18 protein-coding genes and 2 tRNA genes are annotated in these 19,222 nt (G+C 56.6%); 10 read left to right on the forward strand and 10 right to left on the reverse strand.

Going from position 1 to position 19,222, the window contains the following annotated elements; genetic code table 11:
• Positions 1–781 (reverse strand): elongation factor Tu (locus tag ATO67_RS02485; protein WP_082760137.1); only part of this gene is annotated, 781 nt, incomplete at its 3' end.
• 349 nt (positions 782–1,130) lie between these two features.
• Here ATO67_RS02485 and ATO67_RS02490 point away from each other — a divergent pair.
• Both ATO67_RS02490 and ATO67_RS23680 read left to right on the forward strand, forming a co-directional pair.
• The gene (locus ATO67_RS02490) at positions 1,131–1,760 is read left to right on the forward strand and encodes a TerC family protein (protein ID WP_067643762.1); all 630 of its coding nucleotides are present in this window, start codon (positions 1,131–1,133) and stop codon (positions 1,758–1,760) included.
• Positions 1,761–1,989: 229 nt separating this feature from the next.
• Entirely contained in the window at positions 1,990–2,112 is a 123-nt protein-coding gene (locus tag ATO67_RS23680; RefSeq protein ID WP_280939994.1) for a hypothetical protein, read from the forward strand.
• A gap of 14 nt (positions 2,113–2,126) precedes the next feature.
• Here the strand turns inward: ATO67_RS23680 and ATO67_RS02495 are convergent, their stop codons facing one another.
• On the reverse strand, positions 2,127–2,540 hold the full coding sequence (locus tag ATO67_RS02495) for a PAS domain-containing protein (protein WP_067643764.1): 414 nt from the start codon (positions 2,538–2,540) through the stop codon (positions 2,127–2,129).
• 304 nt (positions 2,541–2,844) lie between these two features.
• On the opposite strand from ATO67_RS02495, the gene ATO67_RS22235 reads away from it, so the two are divergent.
• A complete protein-coding gene (locus ATO67_RS22235; RefSeq protein WP_082760119.1) occupies positions 2,845–3,093 on the forward strand; it encodes a hypothetical protein in 249 nt (82 codons plus the stop codon).
• Positions 3,094–3,233: 140 nt separating this feature from the next.
• On the opposite strand, the gene ATO67_RS02500 is transcribed toward ATO67_RS22235, so the two are convergent.
• Both ATO67_RS02500 and ATO67_RS02505 read right to left on the reverse strand, forming a co-directional pair.
• Positions 3,234–3,307 (reverse strand) — tRNA-Gly (locus ATO67_RS02500).
• A 25-nt stretch (positions 3,308–3,332) separates the two neighbouring features.
• Positions 3,333–3,417 (reverse strand) — tRNA-Tyr (locus ATO67_RS02505).
• A gap of 312 nt (positions 3,418–3,729) precedes the next feature.
• On the opposite strand from ATO67_RS02505, the gene ATO67_RS02510 reads away from it, so the two are divergent.
• Positions 3,730–4,611, forward strand: coding sequence for a TrmH family RNA methyltransferase (locus ATO67_RS02510; protein ID WP_067643767.1), 882 nt, complete (start codon positions 3,730–3,732; stop codon positions 4,609–4,611).
• A gap of 32 nt (positions 4,612–4,643) precedes the next feature.
• Complete coding sequence (locus ATO67_RS02515) at positions 4,644–5,030, forward strand: acyl-CoA thioesterase (RefSeq protein ID WP_067643770.1); 387 nt, start codon at positions 4,644–4,646, stop codon at positions 5,028–5,030.
• Positions 5,031–5,044: 14 nt separating this feature from the next.
• Here ATO67_RS02515 and ATO67_RS02520 read toward each other — a convergent pair whose 3' ends face one another.
• Both ATO67_RS02520 and ATO67_RS02525 read right to left on the reverse strand, forming a co-directional pair.
• A complete protein-coding gene (locus ATO67_RS02520) occupies positions 5,045–6,226 on the reverse strand; it encodes a DUF1501 domain-containing protein (RefSeq protein ID WP_067643776.1) in 1,182 nt (393 codons plus the stop codon).
• Between the two features lie 5 nt (positions 6,227–6,231).
• Positions 6,232–7,764, reverse strand: a complete 1,533-nt coding sequence (locus ATO67_RS02525; protein WP_067643779.1) for a DUF1800 domain-containing protein — start codon at positions 7,762–7,764, stop codon at positions 6,232–6,234.
• Positions 7,765–7,930: 166 nt separating this feature from the next.
• On the opposite strand from ATO67_RS02525, the gene ATO67_RS02530 reads away from it, so the two are divergent.
• Together ATO67_RS02530 and ATO67_RS02535 are read left to right on the forward strand one after the other, a co-directional pair.
• Positions 7,931–8,335 (forward strand): DUF2946 family protein, encoded by a 405-nt coding sequence (locus ATO67_RS02530; protein WP_067643782.1) that lies wholly within the window; start codon positions 7,931–7,933, stop codon positions 8,333–8,335.
• Positions 8,336–8,385: 50 nt separating this feature from the next.
• Positions 8,386–9,798, forward strand: coding sequence for a PepSY-associated TM helix domain-containing protein (locus ATO67_RS02535; protein WP_067643785.1), 1,413 nt, complete (start codon positions 8,386–8,388; stop codon positions 9,796–9,798).
• A gap of 36 nt (positions 9,799–9,834) precedes the next feature.
• On the opposite strand, the gene ATO67_RS02540 is transcribed toward ATO67_RS02535, so the two are convergent.
• On the reverse strand, positions 9,835–10,299 hold the full coding sequence (locus tag ATO67_RS02540; protein ID WP_067643787.1) for a GNAT family N-acetyltransferase: 465 nt from the start codon (positions 10,297–10,299) through the stop codon (positions 9,835–9,837).
• A gap of 197 nt (positions 10,300–10,496) precedes the next feature.
• Here ATO67_RS02540 and uvrB point away from each other — a divergent pair, with 197 nt between their 5' ends.
• Complete coding sequence (gene uvrB, locus ATO67_RS02545; protein WP_067643790.1) at positions 10,497–13,559, forward strand: excinuclease ABC subunit UvrB; 3,063 nt, start codon at positions 10,497–10,499, stop codon at positions 13,557–13,559.
• Positions 13,560–13,633: 74 nt separating this feature from the next.
• The gene (locus ATO67_RS02550) at positions 13,634–14,587 is read left to right on the forward strand and encodes an alpha/beta hydrolase (protein ID WP_067643793.1); all 954 of its coding nucleotides are present in this window, start codon (positions 13,634–13,636) and stop codon (positions 14,585–14,587) included.
• Between the two features lie 36 nt (positions 14,588–14,623).
• Here the strand turns inward: ATO67_RS02550 and ATO67_RS02555 are convergent, their stop codons facing one another.
• Both ATO67_RS02555 and ATO67_RS02560 read right to left on the reverse strand, forming a co-directional pair.
• Positions 14,624–15,037 (reverse strand): hypothetical protein, encoded by a 414-nt coding sequence (locus ATO67_RS02555; RefSeq protein WP_067643796.1) that lies wholly within the window; start codon positions 15,035–15,037, stop codon positions 14,624–14,626.
• 1 nt (position 15,038) lies between these two features.
• Positions 15,039–15,962, reverse strand: coding sequence for a ParA family protein (locus ATO67_RS02560; RefSeq protein WP_067644249.1), 924 nt, complete (start codon positions 15,960–15,962; stop codon positions 15,039–15,041).
• A gap of 176 nt (positions 15,963–16,138) precedes the next feature.
• Here ATO67_RS02560 and ATO67_RS02565 point away from each other — a divergent pair, with 176 nt between their 5' ends.
• The gene (locus ATO67_RS02565) at positions 16,139–16,606 is read left to right on the forward strand and encodes a PRC-barrel domain-containing protein (protein WP_067643799.1); all 468 of its coding nucleotides are present in this window, start codon (positions 16,139–16,141) and stop codon (positions 16,604–16,606) included.
• A 226-nt stretch (positions 16,607–16,832) separates the two neighbouring features.
• On the opposite strand, the gene parC is transcribed toward ATO67_RS02565, so the two are convergent.
• Positions 16,833–19,112: a DNA topoisomerase IV subunit A gene (parC, locus tag ATO67_RS02570; RefSeq protein ID WP_067643802.1), complete on the reverse strand. Its 2,280-nt coding sequence runs from the start codon at positions 19,110–19,112 to the stop codon at positions 16,833–16,835.
• Positions 19,113–19,222: the final 110 nt, after the last annotated feature.

A 19,222-nucleotide genomic window follows, 5' to 3' on the forward strand; every position in this document is an offset into this window, starting at 1 on the left:
CAGCTTGCGGATCAACGCCGGTAACAGTCGTCTTGGTCGTGGCGCGAATGCCGACGATTTCAACTTCTTCACCAACCTTGACGATACCGCGCTCAACGCGACCCGTCACAACCGTACCACGGCCCGAGATCGAGAACACGTCTTCGATCGGCAGCAGGAACGGCAGGTTGATCGGACGCTCTGGCGTCGGGATGTAGGCGTCAACCTGAGCCATCAGCTCGCGGATCGCGTCTTCGCCGATCTTCTTGTCAGAATCTTCAAGAGCAGCAAGAGCCGAACCCTTGACGATTGGAATATCGTCGCCTGGGAAGTCGTAGGACGACAGAAGTTCGCGAACTTCCAGTTCTACCAGTTCCAGCAGTTCTTCGTCGTCAACCTGGTCAACCTTGTTGAGGAACACAACGATCGCAGGAACGCCGACCTGACGAGCCAGCAGGATGTGCTCGCGGGTCTGTGGCATCGGGCCGTCGGCGGCCGAGCAAACCAGGATCGCGCCGTCCATCTGGGCAGCACCGGTGATCATGTTCTTCACGTAGTCGGCGTGGCCGGGGCAATCAACGTGCGCGTAGTGACGAGCAGGCGTCTCATATTCAACGTGTGCCGTCGAAATCGTGATACCGCGTGCCTTTTCTTCCGGTGCAGCGTCGATCTGGTCGTACGCCTTGAACTCGCCGAAGTACTTCGTGATCGCAGCAGTCAACGACGTCTTGCCGTGGTCAACGTGACCGATCGTGCCAATGTTGACGTGCGGCTTGTTGCGCTCAAACTTGCTCTTTGCCATGTGAATTGCTTCCTGTGAACGTGAAGTCGATTTCCCGGCGAACCGGTTTGGTGTCGCCGTTTACGGCTTTGCAAGCGAATGCGCAAGACTTAATTGTAAGCACGCATGTTGCATCGCCAAAAGCGACGTGATGACCGCAATATGGGGCTATATTCCATGAATTCAACGCGTCGTGGCGGAGGATTTAGGGTTTTACTGCCACACGCACTCTTTACGAAGAAGTGATTTCCGTCATATTGACAATCGAATTGGCCCACGGAAACCGGAATCGATAGTACCGGTTTATTAACGTCCGTCTTCACAACCGCTCTCTCCCCGACACCAATTCGTGTCTGCTTCAGGATCTGTCATGGAAATTTTTACGGCTGCGGGTTTTACGGCATTTCTTCAGGTCATTGCGATCGACCTTGTTCTTGCAGGCGATAATGCCATCGTCATCGGTCTTGCCGCCGCCGGCCTTCCGGGACACCTCCGCCGAAAGGCCATCCTTGTCGGTATTATTGCGGCAACCGTTCTTCGTATCGCCTTCGCTGCTCTGACCGTACAACTCCTCGCCATTGTCGGCTTGCAGCTTTTCGGCGGCCTTCTTTTGGCGTGGGTTTGCTGGAAGATGTGGAGTGAACTGCGTGCGCGGGGCAAAGCGGGAGACGAGGTCACCGATGATGAAGCCGATCTGACGAAGGGGAACAAGACGTTCTTCCAGGCAGCTGTTCAAATCGTCATTGCTGACGTATCGATGTCGCTTGATAACGTCCTGGCCGTTGCAGGTGCCGCGCAGGAAAACATCACCGTCCTCATCATCGGCCTGATCTTTTCCATCGCACTGATGGGCCTTGCCGCAAATTACGTGGCAAAGCTGCTGCACCGTTACCAGTGGATTTCCTATATAGGCCTTGCAGTCATCGTCTACGTAGCGCTCAACATGCTCTACCACGGCGGCGTCGAAGTCTGGCCTTACATCCAGCCGTATTTCAACTAAAGCGGCCCGCCATACCGACTTTTAACAGCCCGGAGATCACGCAGATCTCCGGGCTTTTTTAATAGAAAACCCGGTTAACGTACGATCCCTATGAAGGGCAAATCACCCCACCGTGAACGACAACTGGTAAAATTCGCCTATACATTTTTATTGTTGCCGTCAGCGTCGGGCAAGCTTAGACACCCAATACTTTAGACATAACAAAATTATTATAAAGGCTGTCTGAACAATGGCTTATGACTGGACGGGCGGACGTGTTCGCCGTTTCCGCCAACTCAAGATCGGCATGACCCTTGGCGGCTTACTGATCACCCTACTCGTCTTGGGAACTCTCTACGGTACGACGATATAAGAGCGCACGTTCGCCTAGGTGATTGAAGCAGGCTGGTTGACGTTGGACGCATCCGCTTCGCCCGTATAAGGGCTTTCGAAAACAATGCCGCTGAAAAGCGTCGCGACGCCGTCAATGTAGCGATAGCATTTTCCGATTTCGGTTATCTTTGTGAAGCCCTCTCCTCGGCGCACCCTGTAGACCATTTCAAATGCTTCCCCAGCCAGCACAGATTTTTTTATTCCCTCCACAACGTAGGGCCGGTCATCTTCGTGGATGATTGGCATCATCCGCTCTACCGGCAAGCCACCGTCCATCTCCTCGGAGGAAAACCCCATGATCTTGGCGAATGTATCATCCGCCCAGAAAAGGTTCTGCTGGACATCCCAGACATAAAATCCACCAAGGTTGACGGCGACGTAACGTTGGATAGGTGTCTTATCAGGCATTCTCAATCCTGGGTTTATATTTCGCAATAAAACTACCATATGCGGTATCTGGAAACCGCACAATAAGGCAAAACTGTGTTTTCAACCAAACGGTGAGTGCTTAGGAATCGTTCCGCCTGACGAGCAATATTTTATGGCACTGCTCCTCCACACACAGCTAGTTATGGGAGGCCAATTCATATTTTCAGAACTTCGGGGAAGGCCAACCAGTTAACCGTGAATCAAAGACTTAAATCGTTTCATTGCAAACGGTGGAACCGGGACAGGAACTGAACGTTACAAACAGCATTCAGGAGAGAGAAAAATGAAACTTGTCACAGCAGCACTATGCTTCTTATCAGTAGGCGTTCTCAGTGGTTGCGTCGATGATCGTGGGTACCGAGGCGCTGGTTACGCGTCTACCGGCGTCTATTACAGGACCTATGATCGTGACCGCCATTACCGTGATTATGATCGTCGCGACTGGCGTGATCGTAGAGGAAACTGGCGGGATAACGACCGTGGGCGCTATCGCGGAGACAACCGCGTCATCTACGGCGTGATTCAGCGCTAGTAACGATTACAAGAGCCAAGAATTAGCGAATGACATAAGCCTTCGGTCGCTGCCGGAGGCTTTTTCGTGTCCGATAAAACAAACATCGACAGAGACTCTCGAAGAGAGTGACATGGCTTGTGGAAAATTCTGGAGATTGTTGGAGCGGGTAGCGGGAATCGAACCCGCGTATTCAGCTTGGAAGGCTGCTGCTCTACCATTGAGCTATACCCGCGGCGGTGATTTCGATCCGTGCAGAATGGTGGAGGAAGTTGGATTTGAACCAACGTAGGCTGAGCCAACGGATTTACAGTCCGTCCCCTTTAACCACTCGGGCATTCCTCCAGTATTCTGCGAGGATCAAGCGACCAAGCTTAACCAGATTTCTAGTCCGGCGCTTTGCCGTTCCGTCGTCTGTGGCCGCGTATATGACTGCCCTCGCCGCGTCTGTCAACACGATGCGTGACGAAATTTCACGAAAAATGCGAACAGAGTCATAGGCCTGTGGATGAGTGTGCATCCGGCGTGAAACGCTTCAGCGGTTTTACATGACGGCATTCAAAAACGATGCGAGATGGTAATCCCTATGCCCAACGGAAAGGTCGCGAAGCGTTACAGGGTACTGGTGCTGGGGCGGCGCTAAAGATATAAGACGGCATGAGCAAAGACGATCCCAATGATAAATCCACCCGCGACACTCACTATGCAACGCTGCGCCGTCAGGTACGCGATGCCAAGAGAGAGCGTGGCGAAATCCCCACCCCCGCATTTCAGAAGCGCAGGCCGCGTGGCGGCGAAGACTGGAAGGCACCGCAACTGGCGCCGGATCAGGTCCATCTCTATGGCCTGCACACGGTACGCGCGGCACTTTCCAACAAGGAACGTGAGATCGTAAAGCTGTCTGTAACGCTGAACGCGTTGGCACGGCTGGAAATCGGCACGGCGGAAGAGCAGCCTTTCCCGGTCGAAATGGTATCACCGCAGGATATCGACAAGGTGCTTGGGCCAGACGCCATCCACCAGGGCATCATGCTGGAAACCAAGCCCCTGCCCGTCAAGAAGCTGGGCGCATTGAAGAATAGCCCGCTGATTCTCGTCCTCGATCAGGTTACAGATCCACACAATGTCGGCGCCATCATGCGTTCGGCAGTCGCCTTCAATGCCGGTGCGGTTATCACCACCATGCGTCACAGCCCGACCGAATCAGGCGTTATGGCCAAATCCGCATCCGGCGCGCTGGAAATGATCCCCTACATTCAGATCGGCAATCTGGCCGACGCGCTGGGCGAGTTGCACAAGCTCGGCTTCACCTCCATCGGGCTGGACTCAGAAGGCCCTGCCCCGATCGAGGGAACATTCAGCGGCAAGAAAATCGCGCTCGTTCTCGGTGCCGAAGGCAAGGGCCTGCGTCAGAAGACGCGTGAAACCGTCTCTGCGCTGGCACGTCTCGATATGCCCGGTGAAATCAAATCGCTGAATGTCTCGAATGCAGCCGCCATCGCGCTGTACGCCGCTCGCCAATTTCTCGCAAAACCGTAATTTCCCAATCCGAATCATTTCGTGGAGCACCAATGACAGACCTGACAAAACCCACCGGCGAACTCACACTTCGCACGCTTGCCATGCCGACAGACGCAAATCCGGCGGGCGATATTTTCGGCGGCTGGGTTATGTCACAGATGGACTTGGCGAGCGGCATTCGTGCCGCAGAACGTGCCCGCTGTCGCGTGGTCACGGCAGCGGTCAAGGAAATGGCGTTCGAACTGCCCGTGAAGATCGGCGATACACTGTCGATCTATACGGATGTTGCTCGCGTAGGCCGAACGTCGATTACCCTGACCGTCGAAGCATGGGCGCAGCGCTCACGCTATAACGCCATGGAAAAAGTAACTGCTGGAACTTTCATCATGGTGGCGATGGACGGAAACGGTAAGCCGACTCCTATCTCGCAGGCCTGAACTGCTCGCTCACCTCACACTTTCAGATATGCCGATGATCTGTCGAAGCTGAGGCCAGGGAACACGCCGTTGGTCAACGCTTCGCTGCCGACATCGAACTGACGGTAGAGCATGGCTGCGGCGAGTTCGCGGACATCACCCGTGGGCATCAGGTCACGATCATCAAGCAGCTTGCCATCACCAAGCCCGGGCCACTTGCCCAAGACGCGGCCACCATCGATGCCGCCACCGGCGAGAATAGACACACCACCGGTGCCATGGTCTGTACCAGCAGTGCCGTTCTCACGAACCGTTCGCCCGAATTCTGTCATCGCCAACACGACAGTCTTTTTCCAGACTTCCGGCCCCAACGCATCTTTCAGCGTCGTGAGCGCAATCGTCAGGTCTTTGACCGTTCTGGCAAATTGGCCTTTCTGGCCCGCATGCGTATCCCATCCATCAATGGAAAAACTGGCGATGCGGTAATCTTCGCGCAGCAGACCGCCTGCAAGCTTGGCCACATCGCGAATGCCCTGCCCGCGTTTTTCGTCCTGAAAAAGCTGCTCTGCCGACATGTCCGTGCGCAGGGCTTCGGCCAATACCCGGCTGAAATCCGCGTCATTCGCATACAGCCGCTTGAAGAAGGCCACGTCATCGGCCGCCATCGTCATGTCTGAGGTCGAAGCCCAGACATCGGCCTCATTGGGGCCTGCCAGAATGAGCTCCATCGACGTGTTGATGTCGATGGCCTTGCGTTCCTGCGAACGTGGGATGGATGAGAGCGCGCGGTTGAGCCACCCGGTGCGTTCGCCATGCACATGTTCAGCGCCGCTCTCCAACATGTCCTGCCCATCGAAATGGCTGCGTTGGTCGCGATAGGGCGTGGAAACCGCATGTATGAAGGCAAGTTCTTTCGCCTGAAACAGTGGCATCAATGGTTGCGCCGCCGGATTCAGTCCGAAATGCCCATCGAGATCGATCAGGCCGGTATCTGGTGTTAATGCCAATGTCGGGCGAAAACCGGCAAAGGCTGCATCGCCGTAAGGCTGCACCAGATCGAGCCCATCCATCGCGCCGCGCAAGACGATCGTCACGAAACGATTTTCACCGGGCATGGCAGCAAAGCTGACCGGAGAGAATACCGGCAACGCCGCTGCGCAACATGCGGTGGCAAGAAAGCTGCGACGACTGATCAGCATATCCTGAGAGAAGGCCATGGTTCCTATCTCCTGTTGAATTCAGGCGACGAAAGCGCCAGCGTCATACCGCTGATGCGGCTCGGGGCTTGGCTTACGACGCGAATGGTGTCGTCCCGTGCCAAATCGGCCATGGCGGTTTCCAGAAGCCTTTTAGGCTCTGTGTCACCACCCAGTGAACTGGATGCCTTGCGCGCCCATAAAATGCGCTCGCTCATTTGGCTCGGGGAAAGCCACGATGCGACACCTTCTTCAAATCCGGCAGGACTTGGTGGTTGCCATACCGGTTGCCCCATGCGTCGCAAGGACGCAAGGGTCAGGGTGCGCGCCAGATTTTGCTTGGGCTTCGGCTTTTGCATTGTTGCATCCGGCTTCATATCTGCCATCGGCTTTTCCATTTTCATCTCGTTGCCCGGTGCTGCCGCAGCATTGTCTTTCGGTGCCATTTCTCCCACCATGGGGAAAGGCGCGACATCATAGTCACCATCTGGAGACATTCTGCTCTTCCAGTTTTTCTGGTTGATCCCAAATGCGCGCAGACCTGATACGACATAGTCGAACGGCAGCTTCATCTTACGCCCCGGTTCAGTCCAGGCGCGGGGATGATTGAGCATAGCGGCGTAGACCTTAACCAGATGTCCGTTGCTGGCTTTCCACTCATTCGTCATCGCCGTCACCAGCTCCGGTGGCGCTTCATCGGAAATGAAATGCGCTGCCAGTTTGCGACAGACATGGGTGGCGGTTTCAGGCCGCATGGCGAGATCGTCCAGCAAACTCAGACAATCATCCGCCGTGCGTTTGTCCCCACCATAGGAAACGCCAAGAACCTTTATCTCTCCGGGCTCAGCCATACGCGGGCGAAACAACATCTCGTAGCGCTCGTCCACGGTCATCCCGGTCAAGACCAGCGCGGCGGAGCGCACATCGGTCTGCGTATAACCGCTGCCAGCTCCCATGGTATGGAGTTCCAGCAATTCGCGGCCGAGATTTTCGTTCAGCCCCGCTTTGCGGTTTTCCGCGGCCCGGGATTCTGGCCCGGCAGATCGGTTCTGGTCCAGATAGATCAACATGGCTGGGTGCAGAACCGCGGCCTGCAAAAGGTCACGAAACGGTCCGGCCAGATGCGGACGGATTGCCTCGACCTCATAAAGGGGTGTGATGGCGCGCATGGGAACTGTCTTGCGCGCATTGACGGAAAAATGGTCGCCCCAGAACGAAGCCAGCCTTTCGTGAAAACCGTAAGGTGAGAAGACCGCCTGCATCACCCGCGCCATGCTGTCGCGTTGAAAACTCTGTTCGGCTTTGCGCTGCAAAACCATACGCGCAGCGCGGTCGGGCCGATCACCTTTTTGAGCGGGGCGGATAGCGATGAGCCCGTCAGCAAGATCATCAGACCGCTGCCTCCCCTCCACCGCCCCGCCGATTGGGAAGAACGGCTCTTTCAATGGCGCGTCGGCGAGCTGCACCAGCAGCTCATCCGCATTCCGGTTCATCACCTGGCCGGGCGAAAGCCCATAGCCATAGCGGATCGCCGCCATCGTTGGAGAAAAAGGAACCATTTCCAGCACTCCTGCCAAGATTGACAGACACGACAATCCCCGCCAATTCCGGCAAAAAAGTCGCCAAACCGTGGCCTTTTCCCGACATGGACAATTTGTAATTCAACGATGGCAGCCACACCGTGCCGCAGTGACAATGAGAAAATTCTGTGGCACAGGACCAATTATGAGGTTTATTCGCAAAATCATGCAGGATCGCAGTTCGGCTGGCGCTATCGCCACGCTGGCGCTTCTGTTGTTTTTGCTTCAAGGCCTCACCAATGGCGTTGCCAACGGCAACATGGCAGCGATGGCGCTGGCATCGGATGGCGTCATCTGTTCCACCCACATGCCGGATGGAGCGACCGGTAAACAGGACCCCGCCGGCAAGCTTGCCAACAATTGCTGTGGTACGCTTTGTCGTCTGGCTGCAAACGCCGCTGTTGCGGTTGTTGAGGCGCCAGTTGAACTCGTCGCGCCAATTGTCCCGAAGGCCGAAATCGGCTTCATCGCGGCCTATGCGAAACCCGCGCCACCGCCTCCAAACCACGAATCGCAACCCCGCGGCCCTCCTCTCCGCTCGCATTCCTGAGATAATCGATCCGGCCTGCCGGAACCCTCATCGTCTTGCGGAGACAATTCATGTCCGTCACCTCGTCTTTCGAGGAGGAGCGCCAAGCTGTGCAATCCTCCTCCGTCAATCTTTACCGCGCCGTCTGGCGCTGGCATTTTTATGCCGGTCTTCTCGTCCTGCCGTTTCTGATAACGCTGGCCATCACCGGCGGGCTTTACCTCTTCAAGACCGAACTGGATGCCCTTATCCATGCCGATCTGAAGCAGGTGGAAATCGGCCAGCAGCACGTGGCTGCATCGCAGATGCTGGCTGCAGCCCTTGCCGCCCATCCCGGCACTGCCGTCAAATTCACCGATCCGCCAACACAAACGTCATCGGCAGAAATCACCGTCAACACGCCGGATGGTAAACTTGCGGTCTATGTGAACCCTTATTCCGGCACGGTCCTCCGCTCGCTGCCGGATCGCGGCACCGTCATGTGGACAATCCGCTATCTCCACAGCCTGAAGTATTTCGGCACCTATGCGCGATATGCCATCGAAATAGCCGGTGGCTGGTCCATCCTGCTGGTCGCAACCGGTATCTATCTCTGGTGGCCGCGCAACCAGACCGGCGGTGTCGTCAGCGTTCGCGGCACGCCTAAAAAACGCGTCTTTTGGCGCGATACCCATGCCGTCACCGGCATCTTCGTTGGCTTCTTCATCGTCTTTCTTGCCATCACGGGCATGCCCTGGTCCGGTGTCTGGGGCGCCAAGGTCAATGAATGGGCCAACGGCAGCAACTTCGGATATCCGGCAGGCGTGCGTGTAGACGTTCCCATGTCCGGCAATCACCTCAACGATGTCGCGAAGACCTCATGGTCACTGGAACAGGCACAGATTCCGCAATCCAGCACCCACGATCACGACCAGCATATGGAGACCGCCGTTGCACCCCTCCCCATGGACAGCAACCCCACCATGCAGCCGATCGGTATCGACAAGGCTATCGCCCGCTTCAACGAACTCGGGCTGAACCCAGGTTACGCGGTGGCATTGCCGAGCACGCCAACAGGCGTTTACAGCGGCTCCGTCTACCCTAACGACCTATCGAAACAACGCGTCATCCACCTCGATCAGTATAGTGGCGAACCACTGATCGATATGGGCTATGCCGATTATGGTCCGCTCGGCAAAGGTCTGGAATGGGGCATCAACGTGCATATGGGCCAGGAATTCGGCTTAGCGAACCAGATCGTGCTGGCAATCGTCTGCCTCGCCATCATCCTGCTTGCCGTCTCTGCGGGCATCATGTGGTGGAAACGCCGTCCCAAAGGCTCACTTGGCGTTCCTCCCATGCCGCACGACCGCACAGTCTTCCGCGGTCTTCTCCTATTGCTCATCATCGGCGGCGTCATCTTCCCGCTCGTGGGCGTCAGTCTTATAGTGATGCTGGCGTTGGACTGGCTTTACCTGAAGCTCAGACCAGCACGTCTCGCGTGATGCAAAAGCGGTCCGGGTATCATTCGGATCGCTCACCTAAGCACTCACCTCAAACATCTTGCATACCAAACCCTCCGGTGTGCGATATGTCCTGAAACCCATCGCCTCGTAATAGGCCTGCCCGAGCGCATTATCCGCCCCGATGCTGGCATCGATCTTCGCCAGCCCAAAGGTCTTTGCCGCATCCAGCGTCGCGCGAAACAAGCCGGAGCCAACGCCTTTGCGCGCCGCATGCGGGCTGACATGGGTGCCGATAATGCCCCAGCCCTCCGCCACGCCGTAGGGATTGCCAGTCCGCGCATAACGCAGCGATTGAAAGCCCATAATACGCCCATCATCATCGACGGCCACGAAGCAGCCGATGCGATCCGTCTCGTCGATGTAGCTGGCCATCACCTGCCTGATATCGCCCGGAGCCTTTCGCAGCCCCGCCGCGAATATCTCGTCGTGAACGGTCTTCATGCCTTCCGCATCGGAGGGCGTCGCGGGTCGAATATCCATTTTTTACCTCACCTGCAATAAAGTATGCCCCTGATTATATGGTGACATCACCGCGTAAGGGAACATCTTGAAGCTTACAGCGTATTGCTTACACAGCCAAAAAGCTGAACAGGCAGAACGTAAAATGTTTCCTGTTTGTACTCTCTTTTTCCTCCGCACCCCTTCACTTTCAATTGGACTCTCTCCATATTCCGACCATGGCAAGATCACCGAAAAAATCCCCCGACAAGACCTCCCGTTCCGATGGCTTCGCGGAAATGCCACAGGCACCGTTTGAAGGCGCGCCGCTGTCCGGCAGCGTTTCCGATTGGGTAAAGCAGTTGGAGGCAGATGCGGAAGCGTCATCGGTGGAGACCCAGCGCGAGGTCGCGTCGAAAGCAGGCAAGCACCGCAAGAAGATCGAGATCGAGGCACGCAAACAAGCCATCGAAGAGGCCGAGAAGGCCAAGAGCGGCGGCAGTGTCAACAAAAAGGCCACCGCCCAGAAAACGTCCCGTGGCGTGTCCATCGGAGCGTCCAACGATCCGAAAACCCGCGCCGCCGCCGGTCTGAACCCGGTTGCAGGCATGGATGTCAGTCTTGAGGATGCCGAAAACCTCGCCACCGGCGCGGTCACCGCGACAGTCGAGGCACTGTCCGCGCTGATCGAAAGCGGCAATCCGCTGTTCAAGGACGGCAAGATGTGGACGCCGCACCGCCCTGCCCGTCCGGCCAAATCCGAAGGCGGCATTACCATCCGCATGCAGTCGGATTTCGAACCGGCGGGCGATCAGCCCACGGCGATTGCCGATCTGGTCGAGGGCATCAATTCCGGCGAGCGCTCCCAGGTTCTGCTCGGCGTTACCGGCTCCGGCAAGACCTTTACGATGGCCAAGGTCATCGAAGCCACCCAGCGCCCCGCCGTCATTCTGGCACCCAACAAAACGCTGGCCGCGCAGCTTTATTCGGAGTTCAAGAACTTTTTCCCTGACAATGCGGTAGAATATTTCGTTTCCTATTACGATTATTACCAGCCGGAAGCCTATGTGCCGCGCTCGGATACCTTCATCGAAAAGGAATCTTCGATCAACGAGCAGATCGACCGCATGCGCCACTCTGCCACCCGCTCGCTGCTGGAGCGGGATGATTGCATCATCGTCGCCTCGGTGTCCTGCATTTATGGTATCGGCTCGGTGGAAACCTACACCGCCATGACCTTCCAGATGGCAATCGGCGACCGGCTGGATCAGCGCCAATTGCTGGCCGATCTCGTGGCCCAGCAATATAAACGCCGCGATATGGATTTCCAGCGCGGTTCCTTCCGCGTGCGCGGCGATACCATCGAAATCTTCCCCGCCCACCTGGAAGATGCCGCCTGGCGCATCTCCATGTTCGGAGACGAGATCGACTCGATCACTGAATTCGATCCGCTCACCGGCCAGAAGACCGGCGATCTGCAATCGGTCAAGATTTACGCCAACTCGCACTACGTCACCCCGCGCCCGACGCTGAACGGTGCCATCCGCTCCATCAAGGAAGAGCTGAAGGGCCGCCTTGCCGAGCTGGAAAAGGCCGGACGCCTGCTCGAAGCCCAGCGGCTGGAACAGCGCACCCGCTACGACATCGAAATGCTGGAGGCCACAGGCTCCTGCGCGGGCATCGAGAACTATTCACGTTATCTCACCGGCCGCAGCCCCGGCGAGCCGCCGCCGACCCTGTTCGAATATATCCCTGACAACGCCCTTTTGTTCATCGATGAAAGCCACGTCTCCGTCAGCCAGATCGGCGGCATGTACCGGGGCGACTTCAGGCGCAAGGCGACGCTGGCCGAATATGGCTTCCGCCTGCCCTCCTGCATGGATAACCGCCCGCTGCGCTTCGAGGAATGGGATGCCATGCGTCCGCCGACGGTCGCCGTGTCGGCCACCCCCGGCAATTGGGAAATGGAACAGTCCGGCGGCGTTTTTGCCGAACAGGTCATCCGCCCCACAGGCCTCATCGATCCGCCGGTCGAAATCCGCTCTGCCCGCAGCCAGGTGGACGACGTGCTGGGCGAAATCCGCGAAACGGCGCAGGCCGGATACCGCACCCTCGTCACCGTCCTGACCAAGCGGATGGCCGAAGACCTAACGGAATATCTGCATGAACAGGGCGTGCGCGTGCGCTACATGCACTCGGATATCGACACGCTGGAACGCATCGAAATCATCCGCGACCTGCGCCTTGGCGCATTCGACGTGCTTGTCGGTATCAACCTGCTGCGCGAAGGTCTCGACATTCCCGAATGCGGCTTCGTCGCCATTCTCGATGCTGACAAGGAAGGCTTCCTGCGTTCCGAAACCTCGCTCATCCAGACCATCGGTCGAGCCGCCCGTAACGTCGATGGCAAGGTCATCCTCTACGCCGACAAGATCACCGGCTCGATGAAGCGCGCCATGGAAGAAACCAGCCGCCGCCGCGAAAAGCAGGTGGCCTACAACACCGAACACGGCATCACGCCCGAATCCGTCAAGGCCCGCATCTCGGATATTCTCGACAGCGTCTATGAGCGCGACCACGTCCGCGCCGATATTTCAGGCGCATCGGGCAAGGGCTTCGCCGATGGCGGCCACATGGTCGGCAACAATCTTCAGGCCCACCTCAACGCGCTGGAAAAATCCATGCGCGACGCCGCCGCCGACCTCGACTTCGAAAAAGCCGCCCGCCTGCGCGACGAAATCAAACGCCTCAAAGCCGCCGAACTCGCCGCCATGGACGACCCGATCGCGAAGGAAGAGGCGAAATCGCTGGAAGGTGGAAACAACGGCAGACCCGGCAAAAGAGGTGGCCCGAGCGGCCGCTCCAAGTCGATCTCCCCCCTTGAGGGGGAGATGGGCGGCAGCCCAGAGGGGGGTGAGCCAAACCCACAAGCCTCTAAATCCCTCTTCGCCAAACCCACCCTAGACAACATGGGCCCCGGTACCGACACCGCCAAACCCCTGTTCCGCAAAAACAGCCTCGACGAAATGACCGTCGGCCGCACCGAAAAACCGGTCAAGGGAGCGACACCGGCCAAGCCGAAGAGCGAAGATGGCAAACGCTTCTCCCCTCTTCTGGAGGGCCAGCCGGAGCGCACGGACTCCGCTTCTAGCTCTCCGTCATCCTCGGGCTTGACCCGAGGATCCAGCGACGACCCCCGCCCCATCGCCCGTGGCAAGGTCGGCGTCGGCTCCTATGAGGATCCCGGTGAGCAGAAGAGGAAGGGCCGCACGAAGGGCAAGACCGGCAGGCCGGGACGGTAAGCCTCATGTTACTGTTTGAATTCATAAACGGATTTTGAAACAGCAGCGACATAACGGGAAGGTTTGAGGTGAGCATGCGCACCAAACTGTTGGCGTTTTCCATGATGGCCCTCGTTTTGGCAGCCTCCGCCCGCGTGGCGGGTAAGCTTGCAGATGCCACCTTCCACAGCAAGGCCTTGAACACCGATCTGCCCGTCAACATCTACCTCCCGGATGGCGATCCGCCGGACAATGGCTGGCCGGTCGTTTACCTCCTGCATGGCCATGATGGCGATCAGAACAGCTGGCGCGATCTCGGCAATATCGAGAAAACGCTGGATGGCATGATCGCATCAGGCACAATCCGCCCTGTTGTCGTCGTCATGCCGGGCGTGAAGAACAGTTGGTATGTAAATTCCGCCGATGTCGGCGGCCCCGGCAATTACGAGACGGCGCAGACGGGCGACCTGCGGGTGCATGTGGAAAAGACGCTGCCCGTGCGCAAGGACAGACAGGGCCGCGCCATTATCGGCCTATCCATGGGCGGCTTCGGCGCACTGCATCTGGCCTACGCCCATGAAGACCTGTACGCCGCCGTCGCCAGCCTCTCAGGCGCGATATGGCAGAACGTGCCCGCCACCGATCTCGACAAGACGCCAGAGGAACTGAAGCTCATCCAGGACAGCGCCTTCTTCCACCGCGTCGACCGCACCACCATCACCAGCGGCATCGTGCTTCCCTCCACCGGAGATCACTTCTCCGGCTCCTTCGGCACACCCTTCGACGCCAGACGCTTCAACGAACAAAACATCTTCACGACAGTCGCCCAGCACGTCGTCAAAAAACAAGACCTCCCCGCCACCTACCTCACCGTCGGCGACGATGACCGCTTCTCCCTATGGCGCGGCGCCATCGCCCTCCACGAAACCCTGCAAGCCGACAACCGCAAATCCGAACTGCGGATTACAGATGGGGACCATGTTTGGGATGTTTGGAAGGTGTCGATTATTGATGCGCTGAAGTTTGTGGATGGGGAGTGGGATCAATGAACTTTTGAGAGATCATTCAATGTTGTCACAGACCTATTACCGGCCTCTCACAGCTTTGGAATTTAGCCGTGAACCGATAAGCGATTCAACGATTTTTTGCTGCAACCTCGACACGCTATCCTGCTTCAAAATAGGAAGATCTAGAAAACGGCTAAACTGCTCAAGCTCTAGCCGTGACATTCCAATTGAAGTCAAAATCGCGAAACCCTGCTCTGTAGTGTCTGCACCCGTCAAAGCTTCCCTCAGCTTCTCCCACTCCAATACCGCTGGTCGACCCTGATCATCATTGCTTCGGCCTACATCCGCTGCTGAACCTAACGAAAGCTTGAGCTGAGTTTTTCCTGAGACCAGATCATCGATCTCCGAAGCTGTTAGAGACGCTAGAAACTTGCTTACAATCTTCAATATTGAGATTGTCTGAGTTTTTGGCGCGCGCTTCGAAGTAGCCATCCTATAATCCTACTGCTGTTACGAAATTGTCAGTTACACCCTCCAAACCATCTACGACGCTTTGGTGGCTATTGCTAGTGTAACCATTAAGCACCACAGGTATTCCGTAGACTGGGGCATCTGCAAAAAGAGAGTCGTTCCTCTTAATATACCGTGAGAATACAGGGATTGTTTTGCGGCGGAGCTGTTGAATAAAAGCTCTCTGTGCTGCGATTGGGCCACCATCATATTCTTGGATCATTGTGAACACGATCCCTACGGCTTTTGGATCAATTTTGTCTACCTGATCACCCGTGTCTAGTTCGGCGTAATCGTTGAAATCTTTCGTTAACTTCTCAACGTTTCGCATCAGATAATCAATACCTAAGGTCGAAAGTTGATCAGGTCGAGTTGGGACTAGGATATAATTACTAGCAACAATTGCAGTTTTTGTAACGATGTTAAAGTTAGGAGGGCAATCAATTAAAATGACATCATACGCTTCAAACGCTGACTCTTTTAGGCCGTCAGAAAGACGATTATGAATAGATATAAAATTAGCTTTGGCTTGAGCCAAGCTCGCCCCACCTAGCTTTACAGCTAAATCCAAATCCACATTTATAAGGCCAAGATGGGAGTAAATTAAATCTAAACTACCTTTGCCAGAAAGTTTCTCTTTTATTCTTGACGGTTTATCAATCAGGTTAGAAAGTTCTATCGGCTTTCCTTTTTCGAAGGCGTCAAACCATGATTTAATGGTCTTATTGTCCGCAAAATTTTTAAGCCAGTCCTCAGGCGTTATGAATGAAAATGTAAGGGATGCCTGCGCGTCTAGATCGATCAGAAGAACTTTTTTGCCTCTCCAAGCAAGCTCCGCACCAAGATTCGCGGTTAAGGACGTCTTACCCACCCCTCCCTTATAATTTATGATCGATACAACTTTCACAACAACCCCCTCTAAATTCATCTATTACGCAAATAAATGGTTTTCGCGTAAAAAGCGAGTCAGTATTTTAAACTCGCCTCCGATACTTTATAAGCTGATTACACCCGGAACCAAACCCACCCCAACCCGTTCTTCCCCCGGACACCGTGTCCGATACTGAAAAGGGAAGAAACATTATGAAAAACAAGGTTTTCGCACTGGCTGCTGCTGCGGTTCTGACATCTTCTGTCGCGTTTGCGCAGACAGCGACGACGGCTCCTGCTGCAGCACCGGCTGCTGGTGCTGATGCGATGCTTTCGGGTCCTGGGATTACCATGGGCACCAAGGCAAATGGCCCTTTGAAGTTCGTCAACGTGCAGAAGACTGACCTCACTGCTTCGCAGCTGGATGGCATGGACATCTACAATGCGAAGAACGAGGAAATCGGTGAAATCGAAGACGTCGTAATCGGCGATGGCAAGTCTGTAATCGGTCTGGTTGCCAGCGTCGGCGGCTTCCTCGGCATCGACAAGAGCTACGTGGTCCTCGACCCTGCCTCCGTTGCCATCAACAATGACAATGGCACATGGAAGGCCTATGTCGACACGACCAAGGAAGCGCTCGAGGCTGCTCCGAAGCTCGACTACGACAAGCTGGACGACTGATTTATGAGATAGGCGGTATTCTTCCGCCGGTCTTCAAGCCCACCGATTGTTTGGTTCGCTCCAACAGTCGGTGGGCTTTTTTGTGGGTATGGGTGGAGGGGAACTTGGCTGCACGGGCAAAGGGTATCTGGCCCGTTTTGCTCGCGGTGATGTGGTTAGATCCTCGGGTCAAGCCCGAGGATGACGTTGAAAGGCGGCTGCCGTCACGAGAGAGAGGGCTGCGCCCTTACCCACCGAACTTGCCGCTACGCGGAAAACCCTTTGGCACGGTGCGGCCTGCGGTGGCGCGGTCTGCCATCCATTCCAGCAGCTCGTCACCCACCTTGGAGAAGGAGCGCCCGGCGCTGTCTTCCCATGTCAGGCCAGTTGCCAGCGCAAAGCACTTCACGTCCGAAATGCCGCCATCCTTGTAGCGTTGCAGGCGCACACCCTTGCCGCGTGACATTTCCGGCACTTGCGAGAGCGGGAAGGTCAGCATCTTGCGGTTTTCGCCAACGACGGCGACATGGTCGCCCGTCACAGGCACGACCAGCTTCATTTCGTCGGGCATGGCAACGTTCATGATCTGCTTGCCCTTACGGGTATTGGCCACCATTTCCGTTTCCGCCACCACGAAGCCGTTTCCGCCGGTGGAGACGAGCAGCAGCTTGCGTGAGGGATCATGGACGAAGGCGGTCAGAATGTCCTGATCGTTCTCCATATCCACCATGATGCGCACCGGCTCTCCATGACCGCGCCCGCCGGGCAGCTTGTCCGCGCCCAGCGTGTAAGCCTTGCCGCCCGTCGTCACCAGCAGCAGCTTGTCCGTGGTCTGGGCAAGGAAAGCCAGTTTCGGGCCATCGCCTTCCTTGAAGGTCAGCGCCGATGTATCTGTCATGTGGCCCTTCAACGCCCTGATCCAGCCCTTCTGGGAAATCACGATCGTGACGGGTTCTTTTTCGATCATCGACTGCTGGATGGCATCCATATCGGCGGTGGGCGCCATGGCAAACATGGTGCGACGTGCGCCGAGCTTGGTCACTTTGGCGTATTTCTTTTTGACCTCTTCGATTTCCCAGGCAACCGTCTTCCACTGCTTGTCCGGAGATGCCAGCAGCGACTCGATCTCGGCCTTCTCGCTGCTCAAGCCTTCGAATTCCGTGCGGATTTCGAATTCTTCCAGCTTGCGCAAAGAGCGCAGGCGCATGTTGAGAATGGCTTCGGCCTGAATGTCGGTAAGGTTGAAACGGGCCACCATGACCGGCTTCGGCTCGTCTTCCTCGCGGATGATGGCGATGATCTCATCGATATTGAGATAGGCGATGAGGAAGCCGCCCAGAATTTCAAGACGACGGTCGATGGCGGCCAGACGGAAGCGCGAGCGGCGCAGCAGCACGTCGCGGCGGTGGTCCAGCCACTCTTTCAGCACCTCGTTCAGCGCCATGACCTTGGGCACACGGCCCATGGACAGAACGTTCATGTTCAGTGGAATGCGGTTTTCCAGATCGGACAGGCGGAACAGCGATTCCATCAGCAGCGTGGCATCCACGGTGCGGTTCTTCGGCACCAGCACAACGCGCACGTCTTCTGCGGATTCGTCGCGCACATCTTCCAGCAGCGGCAGGCGGCGCGCCAGCAAAAGCTCGGCAATCTTTTCGATCAGGCGTGATTTCTGAACCTGATAGGGAATTTCGGTGATGACGATCTGGTAGCCGCCGCGGCCAAGGTCTTCGATCTCCCACTTCGCCCGCACGCGGAAACCACCGCGACCGGTCTTGTAAGCGTCGAGCATGCTTTCGCGGCTCTCGATGATGATGCCGCCCGTGGGCAGATCCGGGCCTTCGATGCCGCCCTTTTCCGGGTGAGCGGGATCGAACATCAGATCCTCGACGCTCGCCTCCGGGTTCTTGATCAGCCGCAGGGCCGCATCGCATAGTTCATGGGCGTTGTGCGGCGGAATGGACGTGGCCATGCCCACGGCAATGCCGGATGAGCCGTTGGCGAGAAGGTTGGGGAACGCGCCGGGCATGACGACCGGCTCTTCATCTTCCTCGTTATAGGTCGGGCGAAAATCGACCGCGTCCTGCTCGATGCCTTCCAGCAGAAGGGCGGCAACATCCGTCATGCGTGCTTCGGTGTAACGATAGGCCGCAGCGCCATCGCCATCGATGTTACCGAAATTGCCCTGCCCGTCCACGATGGGATAGCGCTGGGAGAAATCCTGCGCAAGCCGCACCAGCGCATCATAGACCGACTGGTCGCCATGCGGGTGGAACTTACCGATGACGTCACCGACGATACGGGCGCATTTCTTGAATGCTGAATTGGGGCGAATGCCCATCTCGCTCATGGCATGAATGATGCGGCGATGGACCGGCTTCAGGCCGTCACGGACATCCGGCAGTGCACGGTGCATGATGGTCGATAGCGCATAGGCCAGATAGCGCTCTTCGAGCGCCGCCTTCAAATCGATCGGTACAATATTGTCGTCGTCTCCGCCGGACGGAGGAACAAGATTTTTTGCCATGGCGCTTGACTAGCGGAAATGCCGGTTCCGGGCAAGGAATCGGGGCTTTTCCGCTGTGGATGACACTCATCAGGGGTCTATTTTTCGTTAACCTTGTTTTTATGCCGCAA

The sequence above is a fragment of the Agrobacterium bohemicum genome, assembly GCF_001562555.1.
Classification (GTDB): Bacteria; Pseudomonadota; Alphaproteobacteria; order Rhizobiales; family Rhizobiaceae; genus Agrobacterium; species Agrobacterium bohemicum.

Coding starts and splice junctions, on each gene's coding strand:
- ATO67_RS02490 (WP_067643762.1), top strand. CDS start 1,131: ATGGAAATTTTTACGGCTGCGGGTTTTACGGCATTTCTTCAGGTCATT.
- ATO67_RS23680 (WP_280939994.1), top strand. CDS start 1,990: ATGGCTTATGACTGGACGGGCGGACGTGTTCGCCGTTTCCGCCAACTC.
- ATO67_RS02495 (WP_067643764.1), bottom strand. CDS start 2,540: ATGCCTGATAAGACACCTATCCAACGTTACGTCGCCGTCAACCTTGGT.
- ATO67_RS22235 (WP_082760119.1), top strand. CDS start 2,845: ATGAAACTTGTCACAGCAGCACTATGCTTCTTATCAGTAGGCGTTCTC.
- ATO67_RS02510 (WP_067643767.1), top strand. CDS start 3,730: ATGAGCAAAGACGATCCCAATGATAAATCCACCCGCGACACTCACTAT.
- ATO67_RS02515 (WP_067643770.1), top strand. CDS start 4,644: ATGACAGACCTGACAAAACCCACCGGCGAACTCACACTTCGCACGCTT.
- ATO67_RS02520 (WP_067643776.1), bottom strand. CDS start 6,226: ATGGCCTTCTCTCAGGATATGCTGATCAGTCGTCGCAGCTTTCTTGCC.
- ATO67_RS02525 (WP_067643779.1), bottom strand. CDS start 7,764: ATGGTTCCTTTTTCTCCAACGATGGCGGCGATCCGCTATGGCTATGGG.
- ATO67_RS02530 (WP_067643782.1), top strand. CDS start 7,931: ATGAGGTTTATTCGCAAAATCATGCAGGATCGCAGTTCGGCTGGCGCT.
- ATO67_RS02535 (WP_067643785.1), top strand. CDS start 8,386: ATGTCCGTCACCTCGTCTTTCGAGGAGGAGCGCCAAGCTGTGCAATCC.
- ATO67_RS02540 (WP_067643787.1), bottom strand. CDS start 10,299: ATGGATATTCGACCCGCGACGCCCTCCGATGCGGAAGGCATGAAGACC.
- uvrB (WP_067643790.1), top strand. CDS start 10,497: ATGGCAAGATCACCGAAAAAATCCCCCGACAAGACCTCCCGTTCCGAT.
- ATO67_RS02550 (WP_067643793.1), top strand. CDS start 13,634: ATGCGCACCAAACTGTTGGCGTTTTCCATGATGGCCCTCGTTTTGGCA.
- ATO67_RS02555 (WP_067643796.1), bottom strand. CDS start 15,037: ATGGCTACTTCGAAGCGCGCGCCAAAAACTCAGACAATCTCAATATTG.
- ATO67_RS02565 (WP_067643799.1), top strand. CDS start 16,139: ATGAAAAACAAGGTTTTCGCACTGGCTGCTGCTGCGGTTCTGACATCT.
- parC (WP_067643802.1), bottom strand. CDS start 19,112: ATGGCAAAAAATCTTGTTCCTCCGTCCGGCGGAGACGACGACAATATT.